The sequence below is a fragment of the Streptomyces sp. NPDC058864 genome, assembly GCF_042742985.1.
Classification (GTDB): domain Bacteria; phylum Actinomycetota; class Actinomycetes; order Streptomycetales; family Streptomycetaceae; genus Actinacidiphila.
Genome location: NZ_JBHYMQ010000013.1, coordinates 22,142 through 47,422 on the forward strand (window position 1 = coordinate 22,142; position 25,281 = coordinate 47,422).

At 73.0% G+C, this 25,281-nt stretch carries 21 protein-coding genes; 7 read left to right on the top strand and 14 right to left on the bottom strand.

Annotation, left to right across the window (positions count from 1 at the left end; translation table 11 throughout):
* Positions 1-290: 290 nt before the first annotated feature.
* On the bottom strand, positions 291-572 hold the full coding sequence (locus tag ACFW3D_RS12785; RefSeq protein ID WP_500504111.1) for a helix-turn-helix domain-containing protein: 282 nt from the start codon (positions 570-572) through the stop codon (positions 291-293).
* A 66-nt stretch (positions 573-638) separates the two neighbouring features.
* Between ACFW3D_RS12785 and map the strand changes: the two genes are divergently transcribed.
* Complete coding sequence (gene map, locus ACFW3D_RS12790; RefSeq protein WP_500504112.1) at positions 639-1,406, top strand: type I methionyl aminopeptidase; 768 nt, start codon at positions 639-641, stop codon at positions 1,404-1,406.
* Here the strand turns inward: map and ACFW3D_RS12795 are convergent.
* Positions 1,393-2,307, bottom strand: a complete 915-nt coding sequence (locus ACFW3D_RS12795; RefSeq protein ID WP_500504113.1) for a helix-turn-helix domain-containing protein — start codon at positions 2,305-2,307, stop codon at positions 1,393-1,395. The genes map and ACFW3D_RS12795 overlap by 14 nt on opposite strands.
* Positions 2,308-2,403: 96 nt before the next feature.
* On the opposite strand from ACFW3D_RS12795, the gene ACFW3D_RS12800 reads away from it, so the two are divergent.
* Positions 2,404-3,924 (top strand): alpha/beta hydrolase, encoded by a 1,521-nt coding sequence (locus ACFW3D_RS12800; protein ID WP_500504114.1) that lies wholly within the window; start codon positions 2,404-2,406, stop codon positions 3,922-3,924.
* A gap of 3 nt (positions 3,925-3,927) precedes the next feature.
* On the opposite strand, the gene ACFW3D_RS12805 is transcribed toward ACFW3D_RS12800, so the two are convergent.
* The 8 genes from ACFW3D_RS12805 to ppk2 all read right to left on the bottom strand — a co-directional run bounded on the left by ACFW3D_RS12805 (position 3,928) and on the right by ppk2 (position 11,993).
* On the bottom strand, positions 3,928-4,422 hold the full coding sequence (locus ACFW3D_RS12805; protein ID WP_500504115.1) for a universal stress protein: 495 nt from the start codon (positions 4,420-4,422) through the stop codon (positions 3,928-3,930).
* Between the two features lie 56 nt (positions 4,423-4,478).
* Positions 4,479-5,012 (bottom strand): hypothetical protein, encoded by a 534-nt coding sequence (locus tag ACFW3D_RS12810; RefSeq protein WP_500504116.1) that lies wholly within the window; start codon positions 5,010-5,012, stop codon positions 4,479-4,481.
* Between the two features lie 114 nt (positions 5,013-5,126).
* On the bottom strand, positions 5,127-7,070 hold the full coding sequence (locus ACFW3D_RS12815; protein ID WP_500504118.1) for an APC family permease: 1,944 nt from the start codon (positions 7,068-7,070) through the stop codon (positions 5,127-5,129).
* A 170-nt stretch (positions 7,071-7,240) separates the two neighbouring features.
* Positions 7,241-8,308: an alcohol dehydrogenase catalytic domain-containing protein gene (locus ACFW3D_RS12820; RefSeq protein WP_500504119.1), complete on the bottom strand. Its 1,068-nt coding sequence runs from the start codon at positions 8,306-8,308 to the stop codon at positions 7,241-7,243.
* A gap of 89 nt (positions 8,309-8,397) precedes the next feature.
* Positions 8,398-9,054, bottom strand: a complete 657-nt coding sequence (locus tag ACFW3D_RS12825; RefSeq protein WP_500504120.1) for a CBS domain-containing protein — start codon at positions 9,052-9,054, stop codon at positions 8,398-8,400.
* A 99-nt stretch (positions 9,055-9,153) separates the two neighbouring features.
* Positions 9,154-10,113 carry a GerMN domain-containing protein gene (locus ACFW3D_RS12830; protein WP_500504121.1) on the bottom strand — a complete coding sequence of 320 codons (960 nt, stop codon included), beginning with the start codon at positions 10,111-10,113 and terminating at the stop codon, positions 9,154-9,156.
* A gap of 56 nt (positions 10,114-10,169) precedes the next feature.
* Positions 10,170-10,928 (bottom strand): class I SAM-dependent methyltransferase, encoded by a 759-nt coding sequence (locus ACFW3D_RS12835; RefSeq protein WP_500504122.1) that lies wholly within the window; start codon positions 10,926-10,928, stop codon positions 10,170-10,172.
* Positions 10,929-11,183: 255 nt separating this feature from the next.
* Complete coding sequence (ppk2, locus tag ACFW3D_RS12840) at positions 11,184-11,993, bottom strand: polyphosphate kinase 2 (RefSeq protein ID WP_500504123.1); 810 nt, start codon at positions 11,991-11,993, stop codon at positions 11,184-11,186.
* Between the two features lie 131 nt (positions 11,994-12,124).
* On the opposite strand from ppk2, the gene ACFW3D_RS12845 reads away from it, so the two are divergent.
* Complete coding sequence (locus ACFW3D_RS12845) at positions 12,125-12,922, top strand: hypothetical protein (RefSeq protein WP_500504125.1); 798 nt, start codon at positions 12,125-12,127, stop codon at positions 12,920-12,922.
* Here ACFW3D_RS12845 and ACFW3D_RS12850 read toward each other — a convergent pair.
* Positions 12,880-13,656, bottom strand: a complete 777-nt coding sequence (locus tag ACFW3D_RS12850) for a hypothetical protein (protein WP_500504126.1) — start codon at positions 13,654-13,656, stop codon at positions 12,880-12,882. The two genes, ACFW3D_RS12845 and ACFW3D_RS12850, sit on opposite strands and share 43 nt — an antisense overlap.
* A 396-nt stretch (positions 13,657-14,052) precedes the next feature.
* Between ACFW3D_RS12850 and ACFW3D_RS12855 the strand changes: the two genes are divergently transcribed.
* On the top strand, positions 14,053-15,024 hold the full coding sequence (locus tag ACFW3D_RS12855; protein WP_500504128.1) for an aldo/keto reductase: 972 nt from the start codon (positions 14,053-14,055) through the stop codon (positions 15,022-15,024).
* Positions 15,025-15,381: 357 nt separating this feature from the next.
* On the opposite strand, the gene ACFW3D_RS12860 is transcribed toward ACFW3D_RS12855, so the two are convergent.
* Positions 15,382-18,762: a S8 family peptidase gene (locus tag ACFW3D_RS12860; RefSeq protein WP_500504129.1), complete on the bottom strand. Its 3,381-nt coding sequence runs from the start codon at positions 18,760-18,762 to the stop codon at positions 15,382-15,384.
* Between the two features lie 598 nt (positions 18,763-19,360).
* Here ACFW3D_RS12860 and ACFW3D_RS12865 point away from each other — a divergent pair.
* Positions 19,361-19,630 (top strand): hypothetical protein, encoded by a 270-nt coding sequence (locus ACFW3D_RS12865; RefSeq protein ID WP_500504130.1) that lies wholly within the window; start codon positions 19,361-19,363, stop codon positions 19,628-19,630.
* Positions 19,631-19,715: 85 nt separating this feature from the next.
* Here the strand turns inward: ACFW3D_RS12865 and ACFW3D_RS12870 are convergent, their stop codons facing one another.
* Positions 19,716-20,150 (bottom strand): cupin domain-containing protein, encoded by a 435-nt coding sequence (locus tag ACFW3D_RS12870; RefSeq protein ID WP_500504131.1) that lies wholly within the window; start codon positions 20,148-20,150, stop codon positions 19,716-19,718.
* A gap of 113 nt (positions 20,151-20,263) precedes the next feature.
* Positions 20,264-21,661 carry an FAD-binding oxidoreductase gene (locus tag ACFW3D_RS12875; RefSeq protein WP_500504132.1) on the bottom strand — a complete coding sequence of 466 codons (1,398 nt, stop codon included), beginning with the start codon at positions 21,659-21,661 and terminating at the stop codon, positions 20,264-20,266.
* 591 nt (positions 21,662-22,252) lie between these two features.
* Between ACFW3D_RS12875 and ACFW3D_RS12880 the strand changes: the two genes are divergently transcribed.
* A complete protein-coding gene (locus ACFW3D_RS12880; protein WP_500504133.1) occupies positions 22,253-23,152 on the top strand; it encodes a glycoside hydrolase family 19 protein in 900 nt (299 codons plus the stop codon).
* A 344-nt stretch (positions 23,153-23,496) separates the two neighbouring features.
* A complete protein-coding gene (locus ACFW3D_RS12885) occupies positions 23,497-25,260 on the top strand; it encodes an endonuclease/exonuclease/phosphatase family protein (RefSeq protein ID WP_500504134.1) in 1,764 nt (587 codons plus the stop codon).
* Positions 25,261-25,281: the final 21 nt, after the last annotated feature.

The window sequence follows — 25,281 nt, forward strand, 5'->3', positions numbered from 1 at the left end:
TCCCCCCGGCCGAAGGCTGGGGGAGGGCGGGTGGCGGGGAAAACCCCCAACCGCAACCATGAGCGGACCCGCACGCGGACAACCGGCCCGCACGGAACGCACCCGCACACCTCCGGCGCAGACCCGCACTCACTGGACCGGGATGGGGGAGGGGGCGCCGGGGGAAACGGCGCGCCGCAGGCGCAACGCACCCGCACGGGACGGGCGGCCTGGCGCAGCCGCCCGCAGGCGCAAAGAACCCGCACGCAAGCACAGGCCACATCCACAGCCCCGGGTGGCGAAGGGCACCGCTACGCGGAGAGCGCGGCACCGCCCTCGGGGGCATCCGCTTCGGGGACGCACGCGAAGGCGAGGTCGTCCAGGGAGACGTCCAGCGCCGCCGCGAGGGCTGCCACGGTGAAGAAGGCCGGCGTGGGGGCGCGGCCGGTCTCGATCTTGCGCAGGGTCTCGGCGGAGACGCCGGCCGCCGCGGCGACCTCGACCATGCTGCGCTCGCCGCGGGCCCGGCGCAGCAGCGCTCCGAAGCGTTCGCCGCGTTGCCGTTCCCAGGGGGTCAGGGGAGTTCGCACCATGCCCGTGATACTAATACCGGTATAAGAATTGGGTGCCCCCAGGGGGCGGAACGAGGAGTCACGGAGATGGTGGAGATCAAGACGGACGCCGCACTGGCGGCGATGCGGGAGGCCGGGCGCGTCGTGGCGCGTGCGCTCGCCGCCGCCCGTGAGGCGGCGCGGGTCGGTGTGTCGCTGCGCGAACTGGACGAGGCGGCCCGCGCCGTCCTGGACGCGGCGGGCGCGCGGTCGCCGTTCCTCGGCTACAGGCCGTCGTTCGCCCCCACGCCGTTCCCCGCGGTGATCTGCACCTCGGTCAACGACGCCGTCGTGCACGGCATCCCCACCGCCTACCGGCTGCGGGACGGCGACCTGGTGAGCGTCGACTGCGGCGCCGAACTGGAGGGCTGGACCGGGGACGCCGCGATCAGCTTCACCGTCGGCACCCCCCGCCCCGCCGACCTGCGCCTCATCGAGGCCACACGCCGGGCCCTGGACGCCGGGATCGCCGCGGCGACGGTGGGCAACCGCATCGGCGACATCTCGCACGCCATCGGCACGGTCGCCCGCGAGGCCCGGTGCGGCATGCCCGGGGACTTCGGCGGCCACGGCATCGGCCGCCGGATGCACGAGGACCCCCACGTGCCCAACCAGGGCCGCCCGGGACGCGGTTACCCGCTGCGGCACGGACTGGCCCTCGCCATCGAGCCGATGCTGATGGCCGGGGGACGCGGCGGCTACCGTACGGCCCCCGACGGCTGGACACTGCACACCGACGACGGCAGCCGCGCCGCCCACTTCGAGCACACCGTCGCCGTCACGGACGAGGGCCCGCGCATCCTCACCGCGCTGTGACCTGGCCCTCGAGCGCCGAGCGCAGCCAGGTGTGGGCAGCCCCCGGGGTCGTTTCCCCCGGGCCCCTGAGTTCGCCCACGAGCTGCCAGTAGCGGTCGATACGGGGTTCCAGGGCGAGCATGCCGCTCAGCCGGCGGCGGAAGCCGGGGGTGTCGCTCGTGTCGAACGACCGCGCGTGGGCCGTGACGAAGCAGTCCAGCGCCTCGCCCGCGCCGGGGGCACGGCCGGCCAGGACGTCCGGTGCGGCCAGCTCGTAGGCCTCGTAGAGCCCCTCGTACAGGACGGCCGGACGGGGGCCCGCGTCGGGCCGGTGCGCCGCGAGCCGGTGCACCGCACCGGGCGGGCAGGAGGCCGAGGTGAAGGCGTGCAGCCGGGCGAAGGCCAGCACCTGCGCCGGGCCGGGCTCGTCCGGTGGCTGGGGCACGGCGAGCTCGACGACCCGGGCCAGTACGGGGGCCGGCAGCCGCGCGGGCTGCAGCCAGCGGCGCCAGAAGCGGGCCATCGGATCGGTGCTCGGGGGCACGGGGACGGCGCCGACGAGCTCCAGCCGCTCGGCGCGTTCCTCGGCGGTGCAGTCCTGCAGCAGCCGCAGCGCGGCCTCCCGCCAGCGCAGGGCGGCCAGCCGGGAGCCGAGGGTCCTCAGGTGGCCCGCGACGGCGTCCTCCAGGGCGTCCTCCCGCTCCAGGGCCCGCGCCACGTCCGGCACCGGCAGGTCCAGGGCGCGCAGGGAGCGGATCAGACGGAGGCGGGCGAGCGCCTCGGGGGCGTAGCGGCGGTGGCCGCCCGCGCTGCGGGCGGACTCGGGCAGCAGCCCGCGGTCCGAGTAGAAGCGGACCGTCTTGACGGGGACACCGGCCCGCCCGGCGAGCTCCCCGATGCTCAACGTGCCGTCGGATTCCACCGCTTGAACCTCCCTCAGGGGGAGTTCCTACCGTACCGGTGAGCGCGGGCGGCCGGGACGGCCGCTTCGCGGACCACCGCGTGCAGGGAGGCACACATGACCGTGTTCGTACTCGTTGGCGAGGCCCACACGGGCGGCTGGGTGTGGGAGGACGTCGCCGGCCGGCTGCGGGCGTCGGGCGCCGGCGCCCACCCGGTGAGCCTCACCGGCATGGCGGGGTCCGGCCGCCCGGCCGGGTCCGGAACCGACCTGGAGACCCACGTCGAGGACGTCCTGGGCGTCATCGACGGTGCCGGGTCCCCGGACGCGGCCGACGTGGTGCTCGTCGGCCACGGCTACGGCATCCACCCGGTGGTCGCCGCCGCCGACCGGCGGCCCCGACGCGTCGCCCGCGTCGTCCACCTGGACGCGGGCATGCCGCGGGACGGCGACCCGCCGCTGCAACTGGTGCCCGACCAGGAACTGCGCGCCCGGCTCACCGCCTTGAGTGCCCCGGGTGACGACACGTGGCGCATCGCCCCGCCGGCGAACGGGGCCTGGGAACGCTGGGGCAGTACGGCCGGCGTGCCCGCTGCCGCACTCGTCCGGCTCGCCGCCGACGCCGCACCCCAGCCCGCCGGGACGCTCACCCGGCCGCTGCGCCTGTCGGGGGCGGCCGCCGCCCTGCCGACGACCGGCGTCCTGTGCACCGGCAACGGTTCGAGCATCGCCATGGTGGAGGCGCTGGTGGGCCTGGGGCACCCCGGACTCCAGGCGCTCACCGACCCGCGTGTCACCTTCTTCGAACTCGCCACCGGTCACTGGCCGATGCTCTCCGCCCCCGGCGAACTCGCCGACGCCCTGCTGCAAGCGGCCGCCGGGGAAGGTCACCGGATCGCCAGGACGGATGAACTGCCCGCCCATCTGCGGCCGTTCCTCCTCGACGTGCCCGAGCGGCCCCGCGAGCGCCGCGAGCGGGCCGACCTGTACCTCCCCGGATCCGTCGACGGCGGACCCCGGCCGGCCGTGGTGTTCGTGCACGGCGGCCCGGTGCCCGCCGGCGCCCGGCCGACCCCGCGCGACTGGCCGGCCTTCGTCGGCTACGGCTGGCTCGCGGCGGCCCACGGGGCTGTCGGTGTGACCGTCGACCACCGGCTGCACGACCTCGGCGACTTCCCGCGCGCCGCCGGGGACCTCGCCGACGCGGTCGAGCGGGTCCGTGCCGATCCGCGGGTCGACGCCGACCGCGTCGCGCTGTGGTTCTTCTCCGCCGGCGGGCTGCTGTCCGCGGACTGGCTGGCGGCCCCGCCGCCATGGCTGCGCTGCGTGGCGGCCACCTACCCCGTCCTCGCGCCGCTGCCCAACTGGGGCCTGACCACGTCCCGTTTCCGGCCCGCGGCCGCGGTCCACGGCGCGGGCGCGCTGCCGCTCGTCCTGACCCGGGTGGGACGGGAGCGGACGGAGATCGCGGCGACGGTCGAGGAGTTCCTCGCCGCCGCCAAGGAGGCCGGGACGGACGTGGACGTCCTCGACCTCCCGGACGGCGTCCATGGCTTCGAGACGACCGACCACGGCGAGCAGGCGCGCGGCGCCGTGGAACGGGCGATGCGCACCGTCCTGCGGCACCTGCGGGGCTGAGGCTCAGACCCCGGCGGGCAGCCGGGAAGACGGTACGGCCAGCACCGGGCAGGCCGCGTGCGCGACGCAGTAGCGGGCGACCGAGGCGCGCAGCGCCCGCGGCAGCAGGCCGCGCGACCCGGTGCCGACGACCAGCAGGTCCTCGCTGCGGGCGGCCGCCGTCACCAGCACGTACCCGGCGGGCCCGCGGCACGTTCCGGCGCGGAAGTCCGGCATCCCGGGCGGGGCGTCGGTGCCGAAGGCATCCTCCAGCGCGACGCGCAGCCGCTGCCGTGCCTCCTGCTCCCAGTCGTGGGTGCGCGGCGGCAGCGGCACCCGGCGGTACGTGAACTCCTCCGGGGGCGGCTCCCACGCCAGCAGCGCCAGCAGTCCCGCGGACCGGGACCGGGCCTCGGCGACCGCCCGGTGCAGCGCGGCCAGACTGCCGGGAGAACCGCTCAGGCCGACGACCACCCGCCGGCCCGCACCCGGTGTGCCCCCATACGGCGACTCGATCACGGACAACCTCACTTCTCGACCTACGACCGACGGCGGCGCTCCCCGGGGGCGGCCGGTCAGCCCATCCCGGACGCATCGAGCACCGCGCGCGCCGCGGCGCCGTCGATCCGCTCGCCGAGCCGGCCCAGCACCTCGGCGCCCTCACGGAGCGTGCCGGCCGTGCGGGAGCGCCGGGCGTCCCCGTCCAGCCGGTGCCACAGCAGCGGATTCGCCTCCAGGACACGGGGATCGAGCTCCAGCCACCGGCCGTGCGCGTCCCACAGCACCAGACGCCGCGACGGACCGGGGGACTGGCGGACCACGGTCAGCGCGTCGGTCCGCACCCGCCGCTCCCGCAGCGGGCCGCGCACCGCCAGCCACCCGTCACCCGCGGTCACGCGGTCCGGGTGGAGCAGCACGAGCACGATCAGGGCCAGGCCCAGCCACAGCGCCGCACGCCGCGGGGTGAGCGTGCCCGCGACCGCGTCGAGCGGCACCGCCAGGCACAGGAAGGCGAGCGCGCAACCCAGCGCGCGCCGCAGATCGGCACGCCAATGGCGGTCACCGATCGTGTCCTGCCGCGCGGGCCGCGGAGCCGTTCGCCGTTCCATGGGGCCGACCGTAGGCAGCGCGCGACCCGCCCGGCGTGGCCCTGACGGTCCCTTGACGAGGGCCGGTCCGGTCTTTGCGTGCCCCTGACGTGCGGGGGCTCCTGACGCGGGGGATCAGCCGACGTGGACGCGGGGCCTGCGGCCGCGGTCGGGCTCGGCCTCGCGCAGCACCTCGCGGGTGACCGGGGCGACCTCGCCCTGCCCGAAGAGGAAGAAGCGCAGGAAGTTGGCGAAGGGGGTGCCCTCGGTCCACTCGAAGTAGATGTGCGGACGCTGTCCCGTGGTGTCGCGGACGTGCAGCAGGAACGCCGCCAGCGCGTTCGGGATGGACGAGCTCTCCAGGGTCAGGACGCGGTAGCGGTCGTGGAGGACCTCACCGCGGACCATCAGGCCCGCCTCGAACTCGGACGGGTCGGCGACGGTCACCTCGACGAAGACGAAGTCCTCCTCGGCCGGCAGGTCGTTGTCGGACCGGATCTGCTTGATCTTGTCCCGGTACTCGGCGACGTCCCGCCGGTCCGGCTCGTTGGCGATGAAGCGGATCGTGCGGTGGGAGATGTCCCGTACGAAGCGCTCGGCCATGTCGTCCATGCCGATGCCGGTGATGCGCAGTTCGAAGGCGCGGGCGAGCCGCGACAGCAGCGAGATCAGCATGATGCCGACGATGAAGCAGGCGCCGATCTTCACGCCGTCCGGGCGCTCGAAGACGTTGACGACCGTGGTGTAGAGGAAGACCGCGGAGATCACCCCGAACGCGATCGTCCAGTTGCGCTGTCCCGCCTTGCGGGCGGCGATGGTCACCGCGATCGCCGCGGAGGAGATCAGCACCAGGACACCGGTCGCGTAAGCGCCGCCCTGGGCGTCGACGTTGGCGTCGAAGATCCACGTGACCAGGAACGCGACCAGGGTGAAGACCAGCACCATCGGCCGCACCGCGCGCGCCCAGTGCGGCGCCATGCCGTAGCGCGGCAGGTAGCGCGGCATGAGGTTGAGGAGCCCGGCCATCGCCGAGGCCCCGGCGAACCACAGGATGCAGATCGTCGACACGTCGTACACGGTGCCGAAGGCGTTGCCCAGGTACTCGTGCGCGAGGTAGGCCAGCGCACGGCCGTTGGCCTTGCCGCCGGCCTCGAACTCGTTCGCGGGGATCAGCAGCGTGGTGATGAAGCTGGTCGCGATGAGGAAGCAGCTCATGATCACGGCGGCTGTGGTCAGCAGCTTCTTGGTGTCGCGGATGCGCCCCGCGGGACGTTCCTCGGTGTCGGACGGATCGCCCTTGACGTGCGGCATCACCGCCACACCGGTCTCGAAGCCGGACAGGCCCAGGGCGAGCTTCGGGAAGACCAGCAGCGCCACCCCGACCATCACCAGGACGTTGCCGTGCTGCGTGGTCAGCGCGTTCGACCAGTCGGTGACCACGTGCCCCGCGGTGGCCACGTGCCACAGACCGACGACCACGACGACCACGTTGAGTGCCAGGTAGAGGCCCACGAGGGCGACCGCGACGCCGATCGCCTCCAGGAAGCCCTTCATGAAGACCGCACCGAGCAGCGCGACCAGCAGCAGCGTGATGAGCATCTGCTTCCCGTGCAGCGCCTCCGTCAGGTGCGGGTTCTCGACCAGGTGGGTGGAGGCGTCGGCCGCGGACAGGGTGATGGTGATGAGGAAGTCGGTCGCCGCGAAGCCCAGCAGCGTCAGGACGAAGAGCTTGCCCTTCCAGAAGGACAGCAGCCGTTCCAGCATGGCGATCGAGCCCTCGCCGCGGGGGCTCTCCTCGGCCACCCGGCGGTACACGGGCAGGGCGCCGGCCAGCGTGACGACCACCAGCACGATGGTGGCCACCGGCGACAGCAGGCCCGCCGCCAGCGCCGCGATGCCGGGCTGGTAGCCGAGGGTGGAGAAGTAGTCGACGCCCGTCAGGCACATCACCCGCCACCAGCGCTGGCCGTGGTCCTGCCGCTCCGGGGCCGCCTGTCCGCCCTGCTGGTGCCGGGCCATGTCGGACAGGCCCTCGAGCATCCACGCGCGCAGGCGACCCGTAGGGACGGGGGAGGTCATGGATGCTCCTGACGTACTGCGACTGGTTCCCGCCACCACGAGATGGCCTGGTCAGCGTACGCACCGGTCGCCGCCCGATTCCCCGTACGGCCGCCGTGCGCCGTTAAGATTCCGTCAAGAGTCGCCGCGGGGTCCCTGACGTGTCCTTTACGCCCTGCTCCGCCCTCCGGTCAGAACCTGGGCACGAGGACGTCATGGTGCGGACCGCCCAGGACGACCTTGAGCGCGCCGGTGTCGGCGGCCGACGCGAAGACCTCGTAGGCCTCCGCCATCTCGTGCAGTTCGAAGGTGTGCGTGACGAACGCGCCGGTGGGCAGCTTCCGGGCCTCCAGTAGCCGCAGCAGGGTGGGCGTGGAGTACGTGTCGACCAGGCCCGTCGTGATGGTGACGTTGCGGTTCCACAGCTCCTCCAGGTGGAGCGTGACCGGCCCGCCGTGCACCCCGGCGTTCGCGACCCGGCCGCCCGGCCGGACCAGCCGCGTGCACATCTCGAAGGTCTCCGGCAGTCCCACGGCCTCGATCACCACGTCCGCGCCGAGCCCTCCGGTGAGGTCGGCGACCAGCTGCTCGGGCTGCTCGCCCGCCGTGACCACGGCGTCCGCGCCGAGGTTCTTCGCCGCCTGCAGGCGGGCCGCCGCCACGTCGACGGCGATCACGGTGTGCGGGGAGCACAGCTGGGCGGTCGCGACGGCAGCCAGCCCGATCGGGCCGCAGCCGACCACGGCTACCGTGTCCCCCGGCCGGACCCGGCCGTTGAGGACGCCCACCTCGTAGGCCGTGGGGAAGACGTCGGAGAGCAGGACGGCCTCGTGCCCGCTCACGTTGTGCGGCAGCGGGTGGAGGGAGGTGTCGGCGTACGGTACGCGCACGTACTCGGCCTGCGTGCCGTCGATCAGGTGCCCGAGCACCCAGCCGCCGCCGTCCAGGCACTGTCCGTAGGCCTGCTCACGGCAGAACCGGCAGCGCCCGCACCCGGAGACGCAGCTGACCAGCACCCGGTCGCCGGGCCGGACGGTGTCCACGTCCGCGCCGGTCTCGACGACCTCGCCCACGGCCTCGTGGCCGAGCACCGTACCGGGAGCGACGTCCGGCACGTCGCCCCGCAGGATGTGGAGGTCGGTGCCGCAGACCGCGACGGTGTCGACACGGACGATGGCGTCGCCCGTGTCCTGGAGGACCGGATCGGCCACCTCCTGCCAGGCGGCCCGTCCCGGACCCTGGAAGACCCAAGCCTTCATGGCGTTCCGCTCCTTCCGGCCGAGGTGTGTCCCCCTCCCAGCGTGGGCGCGGGTGGCGGCCCTCGCATCCGGCGCGGGCGGGCCGTCCGTCACACGCGGTTCGGCGTCAGCTCGAAGCGCACGTCCACGACGCCCTCCACGGACCGCACCAGGCGGTCCGCCACCGGCACCAGCGAGCGGTCGCCGAGCAGCCCGCTCAAGGTGACGACCCCTTCCTCCACGTCGACCTCCACCGACCGCCACGCACCGGGGAAGAGCCGGGCGACCACGTTCTCCCGGACGTCGCGGGCGATGTCCTCGTCGGAACGCAGGAAGACCTTCAGCAGGTCGCCCCGGCTGACCACACCCTTGAGCATGCCGCGGGCGTCGACGACCGGCAGCCGTTTGACCTGGTGCCGCGCCATGGCACGGGCCGCCTGGGCGAGCGAGGCGTCGCCGCGCACGGTCACCGCGGGCGCGGTCATCAACTGCTCCGCGGTCAGCGCGGACGCCTTGCCGGCCGCGCGTGACCCGCCGGACGCGCCCACCGGGGGCGGCTCGTCCGCACGGCGTTCCTCCTTGCGCAGCAGGTCGGCCTCCGAGACGACGCCCACGACGCGGGTGCCGTCCTCAACCACCGGCACCGCGCTGACGTGCCACTGCTCCAGGGCCCGCACGATCTCCTTGAACGAGGCGCGGCGGGTGACCGCGACGACCCTGCACGTCATCACGTCGCCCACCGTCATCGGCTGCCGGTCGGCGTTCATGGCGGCCTCCTGGACCCGGGACGGGCCCCCCTCGCTGACGAGCCCCTGGTTCCAGTCTCGGCCGGTGGGGCGGCGGGCGCACGGTCCGGCCGGTGCCGCTCACCCCGTGAGGGTGAGGGGTACCGAGTCCACGACGACCCGGTGGCCGTCCTCGGCGGACAGGACGTACGCGGTGAGGGTGCCCGGTCCGGGCCGCCCGTCGGCCGCGCGGTAGGGCACGGTCACGTCGAAGGTGCCCCGGGTGCCGCTGCCGGAGGTGGCCGCCACCCGTACGTCGGCGAGCGTGCGGCCGGAGCCGTCGGAGAGCCGCAGCCGGAACTCCGCCTCGAAGGTGTTGGCGGTGCCGTGCACGCGCAACGGGGCGGTGACGGTGTCGCCGAGGAGCGGCGACTCCACGAGGACGGCGGGGGAGAGGTCCTCGAAGTCGGCGCGGCCGAGGGGGCGGCCGCCGGCCGCCGTGCCGAGAGCCGCGGCCGGCGGCCGTCCGTCCACGCGGAAGCGCACCTTCTCCACACCGGGGAACCCCGTCGCGGTGAACACCACTTGGGCGAGCCGGGCGGGCACGGACGTGCCGGCGGCGGCGCTGTCGTCGTAGCGGCCCGAGAGGTCGACGGTGGCGACGCGGTCGCGTACGGCCAGCGACCGCAGCGCCGTTCCCGAGGGGATCGCCGTCGTGCGGTCATGGCCGTGCTCGGCGCCGTTCGGGCCGGCGAGCAGGGCCCGCAGGGCCGCGGCCGCGGTGGCCGGGCCGGAGACCGTGCGCGGCGCCGCCGAGAGCCTGCCGTCGTGGAGGAAGTAGACGGCCGCGCGGACCCGGCGGGGAGTCGCCGTGGGGGCCGCGGGCGGGGCCGCGGGCGGGGACGCGGACGTGGAGGCTGAAGCGGAGGCGGTCGGGTCCGGCGACCTGCTGCTCGCCGAGGCGAGAGGTGTGCCGGTCCGGGACGGGGTCCCGGAGGCTTCCCGGCCGGAGCCGCCGCAGGCGGACAGCAGGGCCAGGGCCAGCAGAGCGGCGGCGAGCGCCCGCGCGGGGCGTGGGGCGGAGAGCCGGGCACCGTTCATCTGAGTCCTCCCCTGCGGCATGCGCCCAGAGTGCCCGTTCCCGCCCCCGCACACCATCACCCGGGAGGGTCACCCACCGGCCCTCCGGGCGCCCGGAACAGCGCCGCCCAGAGGAAGTCCTCGCCGAAGCGGGCGGACTCGGCGGGCTCGTCGCGCATGCGCCGCAGTTCCACCTCCGTCAGGCCGGAGAAGATCCGGCGCAGCGCCTCCGGGGTGTAGGCCAGGCCGCCGTGCAGCCGGGACTCGCGGTAGAAGTCCGCGTCGTCGAGCTCGGACCCCATGCCGCCGGCCGCGAAGCACGTCAGGACCAGATGCCCACCGGGCGCCAGGACCTCGTCCAGCAGGGCGAGGTAGCTGATGCGCCGGTGCGGCGGCAGATGGTGGAAGCAGCCCGAGTCGTGCACCAGGTCGTACGGGCCGCGCAGCACCGTCCCGGCCAGGGCGAAGGCGTCACCGCGGTGGAAGCGCACGGCCGCCCCGGCCTCGTGGGCCCGCTCCTCGGCCCAGGCGATCGCGGCGGGCGAGAGGTCGACGGCGTCCACGGTGTACCCGCGCGCAGCCAGGTACCGCGCGTTGCGTCCCGGACCGCACCCGAGGTCGAGGACCCGGCCACCCGGCGCGACCAGGCCCCGGTCGAGCCACTCCACGAGGTTCTCGTCCGGCTTGTCCACGAAGAACGGCACCGGCCGGGACCGGTCCTCGTAGAACGCGTCCCACCAGTCGGCCGCCCCTTCCGTCCAGCGGTCGGCCCCCGCGGCGAACAGGTCGTCCAGGAGCCTCAGCACGTCGTCGACATCGCGGATTCCACGGTCCATCAGATCCCCTTTCCCGAGGGGACCACGCTAGGCCCCGCAACCCCGAAATCCCAGCTCAGCGCCGTTGCCCCAACCCCACGTACGCCCGCCTCCCCCGCTCCGGCGCCACGTCCCGCCCGACCGGTCCGCCCCCCGTCCCGAGCCCGCCCCCACCCCCTTTGGGCCCCGCCCCGACCCCTTCCCCAGGTACGCCGGGCACGGTTTCCCGACGGATTTCCCGGGCGGCGGCCAGGAGCGGCCGGAGCGGCTCAAGGACTAGCGCAGGGATGCCGCGTGGTCGGGGACGTAGGTCTGCAGGTCGCGGGGTGGGCGCTGGTAGCCGGTCGAGTCGGGGCGGGGCGGGAGTTCGATGGCGGGGAGCGGGACCTCCTCGTACGGGATGCCGGAAAGGAGGTGGGCGATCATGTTGATGCGGGCGGCGCGCTTGTCGTCGCTCCCGACGACGTACCAGGGGGCCTCGGGGATGTCGGTGTGCACGAACATCTCGTCCTTGGCCCGGGAGTACGCCTCCCAGCGCGTGATGGACTCCAGGTCCATCCCCGACAGCTTCCAGCGGCGGGTCGGGTCGTCCAGGCGGGCCCGGAAGCGCTGCTCCTGCACGGCGTCGCTGACGGAGAACCAGTACTTGCGCAGGATGATGCCGTCCTCGATCAGCAGCCGTTCGAAGATCGGGCACTGGTGCAGGAAGCGCACGTGCTCCTCGGGGGTGCAGAAGCCCATCACGTGCTCGACGCCGGCGCGGTTGTACCAGCTCCGGTCGAACAGCACGATCTCGCCGCCCGCCGGCAGATGGTCGACGTAGCGCTGGAAGTACCACTCGGTGCGCTCGCGTTCGGTCGGCGCGGGGAGCGCGGCGATGCGTGCGATGCGCGGGTTGAGGTGCTCCGTCACCCGCTTGATCGTGCTGCCCTTGCCCGCCGCGTCGCGTCCCTCGAAGACGACGACGAGCCGGTGCCCGCCGGCCCGGACCCACTCCTGCAGCTTGACCAATTCGACCTGCAGCCGCAGCAGTTCCCGCTCGTACACGCCGCGCGGCAGGCGGTCCTGCCGCTTCTTGTCACCCATGCCCCGGTGCCCTCGCTTCCGTAGGACGCCCACGGTACGGTCCCGGGGCGCCCGGCACGGCGGAACGGGCCCGGGCGTCCGCCGACCGGCCCACGCGGGGACTGCCGGAGCCGCCCCCCAGCGTGACGGGGGTGAGATCACGACCACCGGATGAGCTCGATTCCGTCGCCTGGACCGAGCTGTGGCACGCGTACGGCAGCGCCCTGGACGTTCCGGGCCTGATCCGCGACCTGTACTCGGGGGACGCGGAGCGGATCGACAAGGCCCTCGGCGGTCTGCACGACAACGTGCTGCACCAGGGCACGGTCTATCCGGCCACCGCCGCCGCCGTTCCCTTCCTCGCGCATGCCGTCGCGCACGTGCCCTGCCACCGGGACGGCCTGTTGCTGCTGCTCGCGGGCGCGGCGGGCGAGCGTGAACGCGCGGCGCGCAGCGATGTCGAGGAGGAGGCGCGGGTGCGGGTGGGGGCCTGCGTACCGGAGTCGCTGCCGTTCCTCGCGGACGGCGACCCGGCCGTACGGCGCGCGGCCGTCCGCGTGGCGTACCGGGCGACCGGGGCCGCCGTGCCCGCGGCCGGACTGCTGCCGCGCATCGAGGTGTTCCGCGACGCCCGATACGAGTGGGACGCGATGCGCGCGGCGGAGGCGCACTGGCGGATCACCGGCGATCCGTCGCCCGCCGTCGCGTCGCTCACGGCGCTCGCGGGCCCCACGCCCGTGGGCGTCGCGGCACTGCGGCCGCGGCTCCGGGTCTGGGCGGACTCGCGCCGGCGGCTCATGGCGACCCTGTGGGAGTGGGTGCCCGAGCATCTGCGCCCGGACGACGACGTCCTGAGGGAGACCGCGATGCGGTTGCTCGGCGAACGAGGGACGGGTGAGCCGGAGGCTCAGCCGACCGGGCCGGTACCGTCCGGGGCGCCGGCGGCGTGACCGGGGGCGGTCGCCGGGAAGGGCAGCCAGGGGCCGAGGCCGAGGCCGGGACCGTGCCCGTGCGGGCGCGGCTGCGGAATCGCCGAGAACGGGGGGAGGAACGCGGCGTCCGTGCGCTGCGGGGCGGTCCGCGGGGGCTTGGCGTCCTCCGCGGCCGGGGGCACCGGGGTGTGCGGGGCGCTGGGCGTGGGCGTCGCGGTCGGAGCCGGAGTGGTCGCCGGCGGGGTCGTCGCCGGAGGGGTGGGGTCCGGCGTGTGGGTCGGTGTCGGTGTCGGTGTCGGCGTCGTTGTGGGCGCCGACGGCGGCGTGACGCTGTGGGTGGGCTTCGGGGTCGGCGTGCTCGCGGGCGGCTTCGGATGGGCCGGCCCGGTGTGGGTGGGCTTCGCCGTGCTCTGCGCGGGCTCCGGCTTCTTCTTGGCCTTGGCCTTCGCCGGGGCCGGTCGCTTCGAGGGCGCCGTGCCGGTGTCCTTCTTCTCCTTCGCCTCCGGCGCCACGTCCCGGCGGCCGCTGTCGGCCTCGACCAGGCCGCGCTCCGGTTGCTCGGAGGCGCTCGGCGCGCTCGAGGTGACGTGGCCCTCGGACGAGGCGGACGCGCGGTCGGGCGCGGAGCCGTCGGAGCCGGACTGCTGGAGTGCCCACGCGGTGCCGCCGAAGGCCGCGGCGGAGGCGACAGCCGCGGCGGACAGCTTGAGCCGCAGGGAACGCCCGCGGCGGTGCTTGGCCTGGTTGCGCATGTGAGACGAGGACCCTTTCGGCTAGCCCCCGCCCGGAATGCCGGCTGCCGCGCTGCGCGGCCGGGGCCGGTTACGTCAGGACTCTGCGGGAGCATTCCCGCCGGCGCAAGGGCCTGACCTGCGCAGTCACCGGAACCGGAATCCGATGTTCCGAAAAGTCGCAGGTCAAAGCCATGATGAAGGGCGCAAAACGGGGCATGTGACATCGCCCACGTCGCTCACGGGGCGGAAGTCCCGAAGTGGGGCGTAGTGATCTTGGGGCTCATCTCCGCGTAATCCGGGCGGGCTTCGCCCCGTCCCGCGCAGGCCCCGTCGACGCGAAGATCCACAGGCTTGCATACTCGGGAGCGCCGTTCGGCGAGCGAAGCCGGCACACCACCACGCGGAGGCATGGACGTGGAGTACACGAAACTCGGCAGTACCGGTCTGGACGTCTCACGGATCTGCCTGGGCTGCATGAGCTACGGCACACCCGACCGCGGCAGCCATCCGTGGACGCTGGACGAGGACGCCGCCCGCCCCCTCATACGCGGCGCCGTCGAGGCCGGCATCACGTTCTTCGACACCGCCAACGTCTACTCCGACGGCACCAGCGAGGAGATCGTCGGCCGGGCCCTCGCCGAGTACGCCTCCCGCGAGGAGGTCGTGCTGGCCACCAAGGTGAACGGCCGCATGCGCCCGGGCCCCAACGGAGCGGGCCTGTCGCGCAAGGCAGTCCTCACCGAGATCGAGGCGAGCCTCCGCCGCCTCGGGACGGACTACGTGGACCTCTACATCGTCCACCGCTGGGACCCGCACACCCCGGTCGAGGAGACGATGGAGGCCCTGAACGACGTGGTGAGGTCGGGCAAGGCGCGGTACATCGGCGCGTCCTCCATGTACGCCTGGCAGTTCTCCAAGGCCCAGTACACGGCTGAGCGCCACGGCTGGACGAAGTTCGTCAGCATGCAGAACCACTACAACCTCCTCCACCGCGAGGAGGAGCGCGAGATGCTGCCGCTCTGCGCGGACCAGGGCGTCGGGGTCACCCCCTGGAGCCCGCTCGCCCGGGGGAGGCTGACCCGTGACTGGGACGCCGGCAGCGCCCGGCAGGAAACCGACGAGTTCGGCGGCACCCTCTACCTGGAGGAGGACCGGGTGATCGTCGAGGCCGTGGCATCCATCGCGGCCCGGCGCGGACTGTCGCGGGCGCAGATCGCCCTGGCGTGGCTGCTGGGGAAGCCCGGGGTCACGGCGCCCATCGTCGGCGCCGGCAAGCGGGCCCACCTGGAGGACGCCGCCGCCGCGCTGGACGTGCGTCTCACCGAGGAGGAGTTGAAGGAGCTGGAGAGCCCCTACCGGCCGCACGCCGTCGTGGGCTTCTCCTGAGCCGCCACCGGGCCGCCGTCGACGGCGTGACGTTCTCGTCGGGTGGGACAGGTCCCGGGGTTGTACGTCCGCTTGACCGCGCAGCGCGCAAAGCGCCCGCCTCCACCGCTGGGACGGGCGCTTCGGGTGCGCATGGCCCCTGCCGTACCGGGCCGATGGACACCACCGCGGACTGCCCTGTCATGCGGCCCGCGCCTTGTGAGACCGGACTGCCCGCCGGTGTGTGACAACGCGGCGGCGACGCGGGCGTTCTGACGGAGGCGTCATCGCACGCCTCACGCCTCCGGGCCCGCCCGTCGGCACCTCCGGCCCCGGGCGGAAAGGCCCCCGCCGGGGCGGGGGCCTTTCCGCTGTGGGCTACTTCGTCAGGTAGGCGTCGAGGATGGTCTCGTCGACGGTGTTGCCCTGCTTGTCCACGGCCTGGGCCTTGAACGACACGCTGCCGCCGGCCGCGGGGTTGGTGACCTGGACCCGGCCGTCGCACACGCTGAGCTTCTGCCAGTGGGCTCCCTTGTCGTAGGAGGCCCACACGCTCAGGGACTTGAGGTTCCTGCCCGCGGCGGTGCCGTGGACGGTCACCGGGACCCGCACCTTCGCCCGGGCCCTGCCCGTGTTGTCGAGGGACAGCGCGGGGGTGAAGCGCACTACGGAGGTCGGGAGCTTGGTGATCCCCGGGGCGTACTCGGAGGAGAACGTCCAGCTCGCGGTCATGCTCGTGGAGACGTCGGCGACCGCGCCGCGGTCGACCGAGACGGTCAGCCGGTAGTCGGCCCGCTCGTTCTCCGCGATGTAGAAGACGTCCATCGGGTAGATGCTGGTGTTGACGAGCTCACCGTTGCGGTAGAGGGACGTCCGCGCGCTCTCGATCGGCGAGTTGTTGTTGCTGATGTTCCCCTCGCTGTCCGAGAAGAGCGGGAGCCGTCCGTCGATCGCTTCGTCGGCACGGACCAGTCCGACGAGCCCGGCGCCCTCCGGGAGGTCCGGCCCGAAGACTCCGACGTTGAACACGTGCTCGTAGGAGCGTCCGGCCCTGAACGTCCTCGGGAGGGCGTCATAGCTGGTCTCGTAGGCGTCGTTCGCGTCGACCTGCATGAAGCCAAGCTGCCACGAGGGGTTCCCCGACAGCAGGTGCAGCGTGCCGGTGTAGGGCAGGGCGTGCACGGTGCCGAGGCCCGCACCGCCCTCGGTGCCCGGCGTGATGAAACCGGACTTCCCCTTGGCGGGCGCTCCGAGCTTCACCTGGACCTTGGCGAACTCACGCGACTTGGCGTGGTGGGTGAAGCCGGTGAGGTACCTGTCGCCGGTCGGCTGGTACACCAGGTGGTACTCGTCGTGCCCGTTGACACCGGTGGAGAAGGTGGTCATGAGCTGCTGGGTCAGCCGGTCGCCCGCGGCCGCCTTCGGGCCGAGGTGGCCGGTGCGGTACTTCGCGAGGGAGTCGGTGAAGACCCCGTAGCGGGTGCTGTATCCGTCGGACATCTCGAGGCCCGCGCTGAAGAAGCCGAGGACCTGCCGGGCGGAACGGTCGGGGACGGTGATGTCGAGCGGCTTGGCGGTGCGTGCGTCCACCGTCACCGTGGTGTCCTTGGTGACCTCGAGGTCGGGCTGGTTGAACCAGTCACCGCCCTGGTCGTACGAACCCTCCGGGTCGACCCGGACCATGCTGTTGAGGAAGTACCGGCCCTTGGGGACGCGCAGCGAGTGCACGTCGCCGCTCAGCACGGTGTTGGTGCCCTTGGCGAGTCCCGACAGGCCCTGCAGCTGAGCGTCCCAGGCGGGGGCGGGCGCGGGCTTGCCGTTGCGGTCGAGGGTCTTCACGGTGACGGTGTACATCTCCGACTCGCGGTCCACGGCGACGGCGGTGCCGATGGTCTGCCCGTCGCCGGTGGCGGTGATCCGTCCCGTGAAGGCACCGGTCGTGTCGCCGCCGAGGCGGGTGTCGGCGGTGACCTTCACGGTCGCCTCGCCGTGCGCCGGGACGGTGACCTGGTCGTCCGCGGTGAACATCCCGCCGGGCGCGGGGTTTCCGTCCGGTCCGGTGGCGTCCACGGTCAGCTTCAGGGTGACCGGGGAGTCGCCCGAGTTGCGGTAGGTGAGGTCCTTGGTGAGCGGCTGGTCGTCGGTGTGCGGCCACTGCGCGACACCGTACGAGAGCGACGTCTCGCGGGCGACGACGGTCTGCTTGATCGCCTTCCGCAGGTCGACCCGGCCCGAGCCCTGCTCGAAGGCCGTGTACCCGCCGGGCGTCGTCGAGGAGACCAGCGCGTCCTTGATGTCGTCGCCGCTCCAGTCGGGGTGCTGCTGGGCGAGGATGGCGGCGGCGCCTGCGACGTGCGGGGTGGCCATGGAGGTGCCGTTGAGGGCGATGTAGCCGTCCGCGACGGAGGGGGCGACCGTGCTCAGGTAGCTGTCGTGCGCGGCCGCGGCCCCGATGGCCACACCCGGCGCCGTCAGATCCGGCTTGATGCCGCCGTCACCGACGCGCGGGCCGGTGCTGGAGAAGGAGGCCAGCTTGTCCTGCTTGTCGACCGCGCCGACGGTCAGGGCGGCGTCGGCGCTGCCCGGCGAACCGACCGTTGCGGGTCCCTGCTCGCCGTTGTTGCCCGCCGCGATGACGAAGAGGGCTCCGCTCTCGGCCGACAGCCTGTTGACGGCCGCCTCGGCCGGATCGATCTCCGGGGAGTCGTAGGTGCCGAGGCTGAGGTTGACGATGTCCGCCTTCTCGGCGACCGCCCACTCCATGCCCGCGATGATCTGGGACATGCTGCCGCTGCCGCTGTCGCCGAGGACCTTGCCGTTGAGCAGACGCGCTCCCGGCGCCACACCCTTGTACGTGCCACCGGACTTCGCGCCGGTACCGGCCGTGATCGACGCGACATGCGTGCCGTGACCGAAATGGTCATCGGTGTCCGGCGAGTCGGAGAAGTTCTGCGCGGCGACGACCTGCCCGGCCAGATCGGGATGGGAGGTGTCGACGCCCGTGTCGAGAACGGCAACACGCGTCCCCGTGCCGTCGAACCCGGCCGCCCACGCCTCGGGGCCACCGATCTGGGGGACGCTCTTGTCCAGGCTCGCCTGGACGACGCTGTCCAGCCACACCGAGGCGATACCCGGTGCGACGGTGCGGTTCATCGCGTCGGCGGACCCGTTGGTGACCGCGGACCACAGTGCCGCGGTGCCGTTCGCGGGCGCGGCAACGGCATCGGCGTTGACGCTCGGCAGCGTGCGCCGGACCTCGGCGCCGCCACTGGAGCGCAGGGCCGTCCTGGCGGCCGGCCGGGCCGCGTCGTACATCACGATGAGCCGCAGGTCCTGGCGGTGCGCGTAGGCCGGCGTGCTCAGGGTGGTGATGTCGAACAGCCGCCGGTCCACCCGGCCGCTGTCGACGAGGCTCCGGGCGTCGTCGGGCAGGGCGTAGGTGTGGCCGTCGCGGGTCTCCACCCGGATGGGTATGTCCTCCCGGCCCTTGGCGGGACGCGCGGCAACGATGTCGCCCTTGGCGTTCACCGCGATGCGGTCACCGGTGATCAGCGGGATCCACCGTTGTGCCCCGGTGCCGTCCGAGGCATGCTCGGTGCCGAGGCCCGTTCCGAGGGCCGGGGCCGAGAACGGTGTGGCCGGCGATGCCGTCCCGGTGGGGTTGGTGAGCGCCAGGGACGCCGATGGGGTGGCGGCGACCAGCAGCATGCTGATTCCCAGGACCGTGCCGATCGCAGGTCTCTTGGATGTGAATTTCACGGTTTCCTCTCGCTCATTCACCCCGCGCCAACGCGTGGGTTTCACGGTGGACTTGAGGTGCGCCGCACAGCGAAGCACCAGTCCCGAGAGGGTGTCAACGGGTGGATCTTGGATGGATGAAAGGTAACGAGGTCGCCAACTGATGAATTATGTACGGCGATACCGCACTTTTCTGCGCCAATCCGCTCGCCGATCGGCAGGGCGGGTGCGCATCGGATGCCACCTGCGGTGATGTGGGCCGACCAATATTTCAGGGAAGACCGTCGATGCATGAGGGCCGGCAGTCCTCGGGCCGCCCTCGTGCGGAATCCGGCGGGAATCGGAGAATTCCCCGGCATCCCCATTCGAAGGACCGGATGCGAAGGGGCCGACTATCCCGCGGCGGAATCCGGCAGGCCGAAGTCCGAAGTCCGAAGTCCGAATCGCCGAACCCGGCACAAACGTGCCGGCGGCTCGATGTCGCAGCACACGGCGCGGCCGTCACCTGGTGTCACGTGTCGTGCAGCGGTCCGGTCAGCGCTGTCGGGGGTCGCCGCCACGCCTCGAGCGTGTCCGGTGACGGCACCGGCATTCTCGCCGTCAACACCCCGATGCGGTCGTGGCCAACCTCTCGCGGGCCGGAGTGCACATCAAGTCGTGGTTCGGCGTGGTGGCCGAACTCGTCGCCGACTGGCGCCGCGACGAGGCCAACGGGTGGCCGCTCGCCGTGGGAGCGGTCCACGACCACCTGCCCAGTTGGGGCTACCTCCTGGACACCGACATGGCCTACGGGACCGGCCGGAAGACGCCACCGGACTGGTTCGAGAAGGGGCACTCCGAGCCGACCGGCCGCACTCCGGCCGTGGGTACGCCGGAACTCGGCGGGTGACCGGGACCGCGCCGGTGGCTGTTGTGCGGACCGGTCGACCCGCGGGGTGACTCGGCCTGCGCCATGGAGTCATGGCGTCATGGAGTCATGAAGCGTTGGGACGCGGGGCGCGCAGGTGCGCCCGTTGCCGGAGCTCGTCCTCGTCGACGAAGACGAGCATCGGCTGCCCCGGCGCGCACAGCATGGTGACGACGAACGTGCTCGGCGCATCGGTCAGGGCGTTGCCGTCCTGGTAGTGGATAACGTCACCGCCCGGCTCCCAGAAGGTCTCACCGGCGCTGACCAAGCGTTCCGGCTCGCCTTCGAGCTCGAACCGGATGGTGCCTGACATCACGTAGCCGAAAGCCGGACCGGAGTGACGGTGCGGTGCTGCCCCGGGGTGGCCGGGGGGCCACTCGACGAGGACGGTCATCCCCGAAGCGCCCTCGGGCAGGAACGGTGGCCTGACCTCCTGCAGCACCTTGACCTCGGGTGGCAACGAGTGCCCCCCGGCCCCTTGTGCGGAGTTCCCTTCCGACATGCGCCGTACCTCCCTGATGGTCGTGCGGGGATGGAACCGTGCCGTGCGGACGTCTGCTCGGGATGATCGGGGGCGAACATCGCTCCCCCTCCGCATGCGCTGGACCGGGACCGTCAGGAAGCGGCGGGTGGGATGTTCTGGTTCGCGCGGAAGAAGTTGTGCGGGTCGTAGGTGTTCTTGACCGCTGCCAGCCGGTCGTAGTGGCCGCGGTAGGTGCCCTGCACCCGGTCGGGCTTCTCCTCTTCGCCGAGGAAGTTGATGTAGCCGCCGCCCATGGAATGCGGGTGCAGATCGGTCCAGTAGTCGACGCACCACTGGCGGATCAGCCCGGCATTGGCGGGCTCGGGGTCGATGCCGGCGATGACGCCGGACCACACCGCGTGCCGGTAGGCCCAGGCCGTGTCGTCGGTGCCGATCCGGCGGGTCGCCCCGTCGACCGGGTACAGGTGCATCGTGGACAGGCCGGTGGGGAGGTTCTCGCCGTACTTCTCGTGTACGGCGATGGCCTCCTCCGGGACGGCGTCGAAGAAGTCGCCGCGCCAGTACCACTGCAGTCCCTTCGGCATCAGCCCGTCGAACATGCTCTGCAGCGCGGGGTAGGGCATGGGGCCGGTGAAGTGGAACGCCGGCGGTCCGGGCTCGTTGACGACGGCCAGCGCCTTCTCCAGGGCGTCCGCTTCGAGGCCGCCCGTGTGGCACCACACCACGCCGCACACCTTCCGGCCGTGGATCGGCTCGGGGAAGGGCGGCCCGGGCGGCACCGTCAGCAGGGCGAAGAAGCCGCTGAGCTCCTCGGGTGCGGCGGGGAGGAACTCCCGGTACCACCGGAGCACTTCGCGAGTGCGGTCCACGGGCCAGACGGTCAGCGCCACGCCGACGGTGTCCACGGGGTGCAGCCGGAAGGTGAACGAGGTGACCACACCGAAATTGCCGCCGCCGCCCCGCAGGGCCCAGAACAGGTCGGGGTGCTCGTGCTCCGAGGCGGTGACGAACGTGCCGTCGGCAAGGACGACGTCGGCGGACAGCAGGTTGTCGATGGTCAGCCCGTACGTGCGGGTCAGATGCCCGTGGCCGCCGCCGAGGGTGAGTCCGCCGACGCCGGTGGTCGATATGATCCCCGCGGGGGTGGCCAGGCCGAAGGCGTGTGCCGCGTGGTCGAGGTCGCCCAGTTCGCTTCCGCCGCCCACGCGCGCGGTCCGCGTCCCCGGGTCGACGTGCACCCACCGCATCGGCGTCAGGTCCAGCGTCAGTCCGCCGTCGGTCAGGCACAGCCCCGGACCACTGTGTCCGCCGCCGCGCACCGCCAGGTCCAGCCCGGTGTCCTGGGCGAAGGAGATCACGGTCCGCACGTCCGCCACGTCGACGCAGCCGGCGATCGCCGCCGGGTGCCGGTCGATCATGGCGTTGTAGATGCTGCGGGCCTCGTCGTAGCCGGGGTCACCCGCCGTGACGACGGGCCCCCGCAGCGCCTCTCGCAGGCCCTGGAGCGCCTGCCCGTTGATACGGCCCATGACGAACACCCCTGCTCATGTGTGTGGCGTTCTTCAGCATGTGGGGAATGACCGGGACGCGAGGTCCGAGCCGCATGCCGGGCGGGACGCGTACCCTCGCGCGCCTGTGACGGGGACCGGCACGGTGCGGCAAACCCGCTGATTCCATTGTTCGCCCGGCCTCCGCCTCGCGCACGTCGCATCCGATCCGGCGCCGACGTGCAGGGGGCACGTCACGGACAGGTCCGCGCCCTCGGTCGTCGCCGGTTCCGAAGCCCGGAAGGCGGTGCGGACGACGCTTCCCGCACGTGCTCGGACGAGGGCCGGCACCAGGGCCGACGCTCCTCGTGCGCTTCCGGCGCATCCCCCCGTGGGCCGGCGGCGCGGTCCACGGGCGGGCGCATAACGTCCCCTCAAGGGGCTCGCCCGCCCACCGGCGCCGGCCTGATTCCACGCTATGCCGACCGGGCGGAGCCTCAACCCGGGGCAACGCGGACCGTGTCCCGGCCGGGAGGGCGATGTTGGTCTAGACCTTGACAGGTATAGGCCAATCCGGTTCATTGCTCAGTGCGAAGCGCAACAACTCCCCCCACACAAGGAGCAGTTACGGTGATGCGACGTACCCTGGCCGCCCTGACCACACTCACGGCTGCCGCCGGCCTGGCGGTGGCCCTCCCCGCCGGCACGGCTTCCGCCGCGACCTGCGCCACGCCGTGGAGCGCCGGCGCCGTCTACACCGGCGGCATGAGCGCCTCCTACGGCGGACACAACTGGCAGGCCAAGTGGTGGACGCAGGGCGAGACCCCCGGCACCACCGGCGAATGGGGCGTCTGGGCCGACCAGGGGGCCTGCGGCGGCGGCACGACCGACCCGGGCAACCCCGGCAACCCCTCGGGATTCGTGGTCAGCGAGGCCCAGTTCAACCAGATGTTCCCGAACCGGAACTCCTTCTACAGCTACAGCGGCCTGGTCGCGGCCCTCTCCGCGTACCCCGGCTTCGCCAAGACCGGCAGCGACACGGTGAAGAAGCAGGAGGCCGCCGCCTTCCTCGCCAACATCGCCCACGAGACCGGCGGACTGGTCTACATCGTCGAGCAGAACACCGCGAACTACCCGCACTACTGCGACACGAGCCAGCCCTACGGCTGCCCCGCCGGCCAGGCCGCCTACTACGGCCGCGGCCCGATCCAGCTGAGCTGGAACTTCAACTACAAGGCCGCCGGCGACGCCCTCGGCATCGACCTGCTCCACAACCCCTGGCTCGTCGAGCAGGACGCCGCCGTCGCCTGGAAGACCGGCCTCTGGTACTGGAACACCCAGAGCGGCCCCGGCACCATGACCCCGCACAACGCCATGGTGAACCAGGCCGGCTTCGGCCAGACCATCCGCTCGATCAACGGCTCCCTGGAGTGCGACGGCCGCAACCCCGCGCAGGTGCAGAGCCGCGTCAACAACTACCAGCGCTTCACCCAGATCCTGGGTGTCGCCCCGGGTGGCAACCTCACCTGCTGAACCATCTGACCTGCGCGCAGCGGACCGTGCACCGTTGAACGGTGCATGACGCCGCCTCCCCCCGAGCGGCGGCCCGGGGGGAGGCCGCCGCTCCGCGCGCTGAATCCGTCGTGGAGCATGCCCATCCCCGTGACGTCGCTGCTCAAGGCGGTTGCGGGGACGGACGACGGCCCGTATCGCCGCGCGCGCGAACCTCAGATTTCCGCCTGATTCCCGGACGGCGGCAACCTCTCGTTCACGGGTTCGTCGTCGTGGGACGGCTTGCTGGGAGGCGAAGTTATCTAGACAACTTTGCCCACCCGTACGCCGCCGCGGCGGCGCCGGGGCGGAGAGGACCCAACACCGTGCCATCCCTCTCACAGGTCGCCGCATCCGGGAGCAGCATCGCGCTCGACTCCACGACGCCTCCGCAACGCGGCGACAAACTCACCTTCACCTGGTCGACGGACGCTCCCGACCCCAAGAACTGGATCGGCGTCTACGACGGCGACCGCCGCCCCGGCAGCGGCAGCGGCTCGCTGGTGTGGACGTACGTCACCGGCACCTCGGGGAGGACGACCCTCGACACCTCCGGACTGAGCGGCGGCCCGTACACCGTCTACCTGCTGGCCAAGGACGGCTACGGCATCCTCGCCGAGACCGAGCCGTTCAGCTTCGCCGGCCCGCCCACCGGCGACTCGGTCGAACTGACGACGCCCCACCCCTTCGAGGGCGACAAGGTCTCCTTCCACTGGACGACCGACGCACCCCACGCCAAGAACTGGATCGGCGTCTACGACGGCGACCGGGTCCCCGGCAACGGCGCCTCCCTCGCCTGGGAGTACACCCCCGCCGCGTCCGGCGACATCACCATCGACACCTCCGGTCTCAGCGGCGGGCCGTACACCGCCTACCTGCTGGCCAAGGACGGCTACGGCATCCTGGCCCGCACCGCGCCCTTCAGCTTCGTGCCGCGCCCCGTCATCCCTCGGCCGCACGCGGTCGTGGACGCCGTCACGACCGCCGCGCAGACCGCGGGTACCGCCTTCTCCGTCGAACTGGGGGGCCTGTGGATCAGGCCGGAGGGCAACGCCGAGGGCGGACCCACCTTCAAGCGCACCGGCGGCGACCCGTGGCTGACCGTCGACGCGGACGGCACCGTCAGCGGCAAGGCACCGGCCCTCGCGCCGCGCACGCCCGGCCGGCTGGTCGTCTCCGTCACCGACAGCGCCGTCGGCAGCGACACCGTGACCGTGCAGGTGCCGGTCCGCGCGAGCAAGGACCGGCTGACGCTCAAGGTCGCCACGCTGAACCTGTGGGACGCGGGCAGCCACGTCGACGGCACGCTGGAGAAGCAGCTGCGGCTGGTGCTGACCCAGGGCCTCGACGCCGTCGCGCTCCAGGAGTGCGGTGACGACGGTGCCCGGCGGCTAGCCGCCGCGCTCGGCTGGCACGCGTACCAGGCCGGCGGCCTCGGCATCGTGAGCCGCCACCCGCTCGGCGACCCCCTCGCCCCCACCGCCTCGCTGCCGGCCGCCGCCGTGACGCTCCGGCTGCCGGGCGACCGCACCGTGCGGCTGTGGACGGCGCAACTGGACGAGGCCGACTACGGGCCGTACGCCGTGCTCGCCGGTCGCACCGCCGCGCAGGTCGAGGCCGCGGAGAGGACCACCGCGCGCTACCGGCAGACGCAGGCCCTGGTCGCCGCCATGCGCCGGGACATCGCCTCCCGCGGTCCCGTCGTGCTGGCCGCCGGCCTCGCCTCGCCGTCGCACCGCGACTGGACGAGCCGCACCTCGTCCGCGCACGGGGGGACCGGCCGGCTGCGCTGGCCCGTCACCGAGGCCCTGGAGGACGCCGGCCTCACCGACGCCTTCCGCGCCGAGCACTCCAATCCCGCGAAGGACCCCGGCACCACCTGGTCGCCCGTCAGGCCGCAGCACGAGGGCGGCGGCGCCGAACCCCAGGACCGCATCGACCAGGTCCAGTACGCGGGCCCGCTCAAGGTCGTCGAGGCGCACACCCTGGTCACCGGCCGGCCCCGGCCCGTCCCGGACACCGCGGGCAACGGCTGGCCCTCCGACCACGCGGCCGCCGTCGTCACCTTCTCCCTGTCCGCCCGCGGCTGACCCCGAACGACCCTAAGGACA

Excerpts from the sequence above, each read along its gene's own strand:
- ACFW3D_RS12785 (WP_500504111.1), bottom strand. The coding sequence starts at position 572 with ATGGTGCGAACTCCCCTGACCCCCTGGGAACGGCAACGCGGCGAACGC.
- map (WP_500504112.1), top strand. The coding sequence starts at position 639 with ATGGTGGAGATCAAGACGGACGCCGCACTGGCGGCGATGCGGGAGGCC.
- ACFW3D_RS12800 (WP_500504114.1), top strand. The coding sequence starts at position 2,404 with ATGACCGTGTTCGTACTCGTTGGCGAGGCCCACACGGGCGGCTGGGTG.
- ACFW3D_RS12810 (WP_500504116.1), bottom strand. The coding sequence starts at position 5,012 with ATGGAACGGCGAACGGCTCCGCGGCCCGCGCGGCAGGACACGATCGGT.
- ACFW3D_RS12815 (WP_500504118.1), bottom strand. The coding sequence starts at position 7,070 with ATGACCTCCCCCGTCCCTACGGGTCGCCTGCGCGCGTGGATGCTCGAG.
- ACFW3D_RS12820 (WP_500504119.1), bottom strand. The coding sequence starts at position 8,308 with ATGAAGGCTTGGGTCTTCCAGGGTCCGGGACGGGCCGCCTGGCAGGAG.
- ACFW3D_RS12825 (WP_500504120.1), bottom strand. The coding sequence starts at position 9,054 with ATGAACGCCGACCGGCAGCCGATGACGGTGGGCGACGTGATGACGTGC.
- ACFW3D_RS12830 (WP_500504121.1), bottom strand. The coding sequence starts at position 10,113 with ATGAACGGTGCCCGGCTCTCCGCCCCACGCCCCGCGCGGGCGCTCGCC.
- ACFW3D_RS12835 (WP_500504122.1), bottom strand. The coding sequence starts at position 10,928 with ATGGACCGTGGAATCCGCGATGTCGACGACGTGCTGAGGCTCCTGGAC.
- ppk2 (WP_500504123.1), bottom strand. The coding sequence starts at position 11,993 with ATGGGTGACAAGAAGCGGCAGGACCGCCTGCCGCGCGGCGTGTACGAG.
- ACFW3D_RS12850 (WP_500504126.1), bottom strand. The coding sequence starts at position 13,656 with ATGCGCAACCAGGCCAAGCACCGCCGCGGGCGTTCCCTGCGGCTCAAG.
- ACFW3D_RS12870 (WP_500504131.1), bottom strand. The coding sequence starts at position 20,150 with ATGTCGGAAGGGAACTCCGCACAAGGGGCCGGGGGGCACTCGTTGCCA.
- ACFW3D_RS12875 (WP_500504132.1), bottom strand. The coding sequence starts at position 21,661 with ATGGGCCGTATCAACGGGCAGGCGCTCCAGGGCCTGCGAGAGGCGCTG.
- ACFW3D_RS12880 (WP_500504133.1), top strand. The coding sequence starts at position 22,253 with ATGCGACGTACCCTGGCCGCCCTGACCACACTCACGGCTGCCGCCGGC.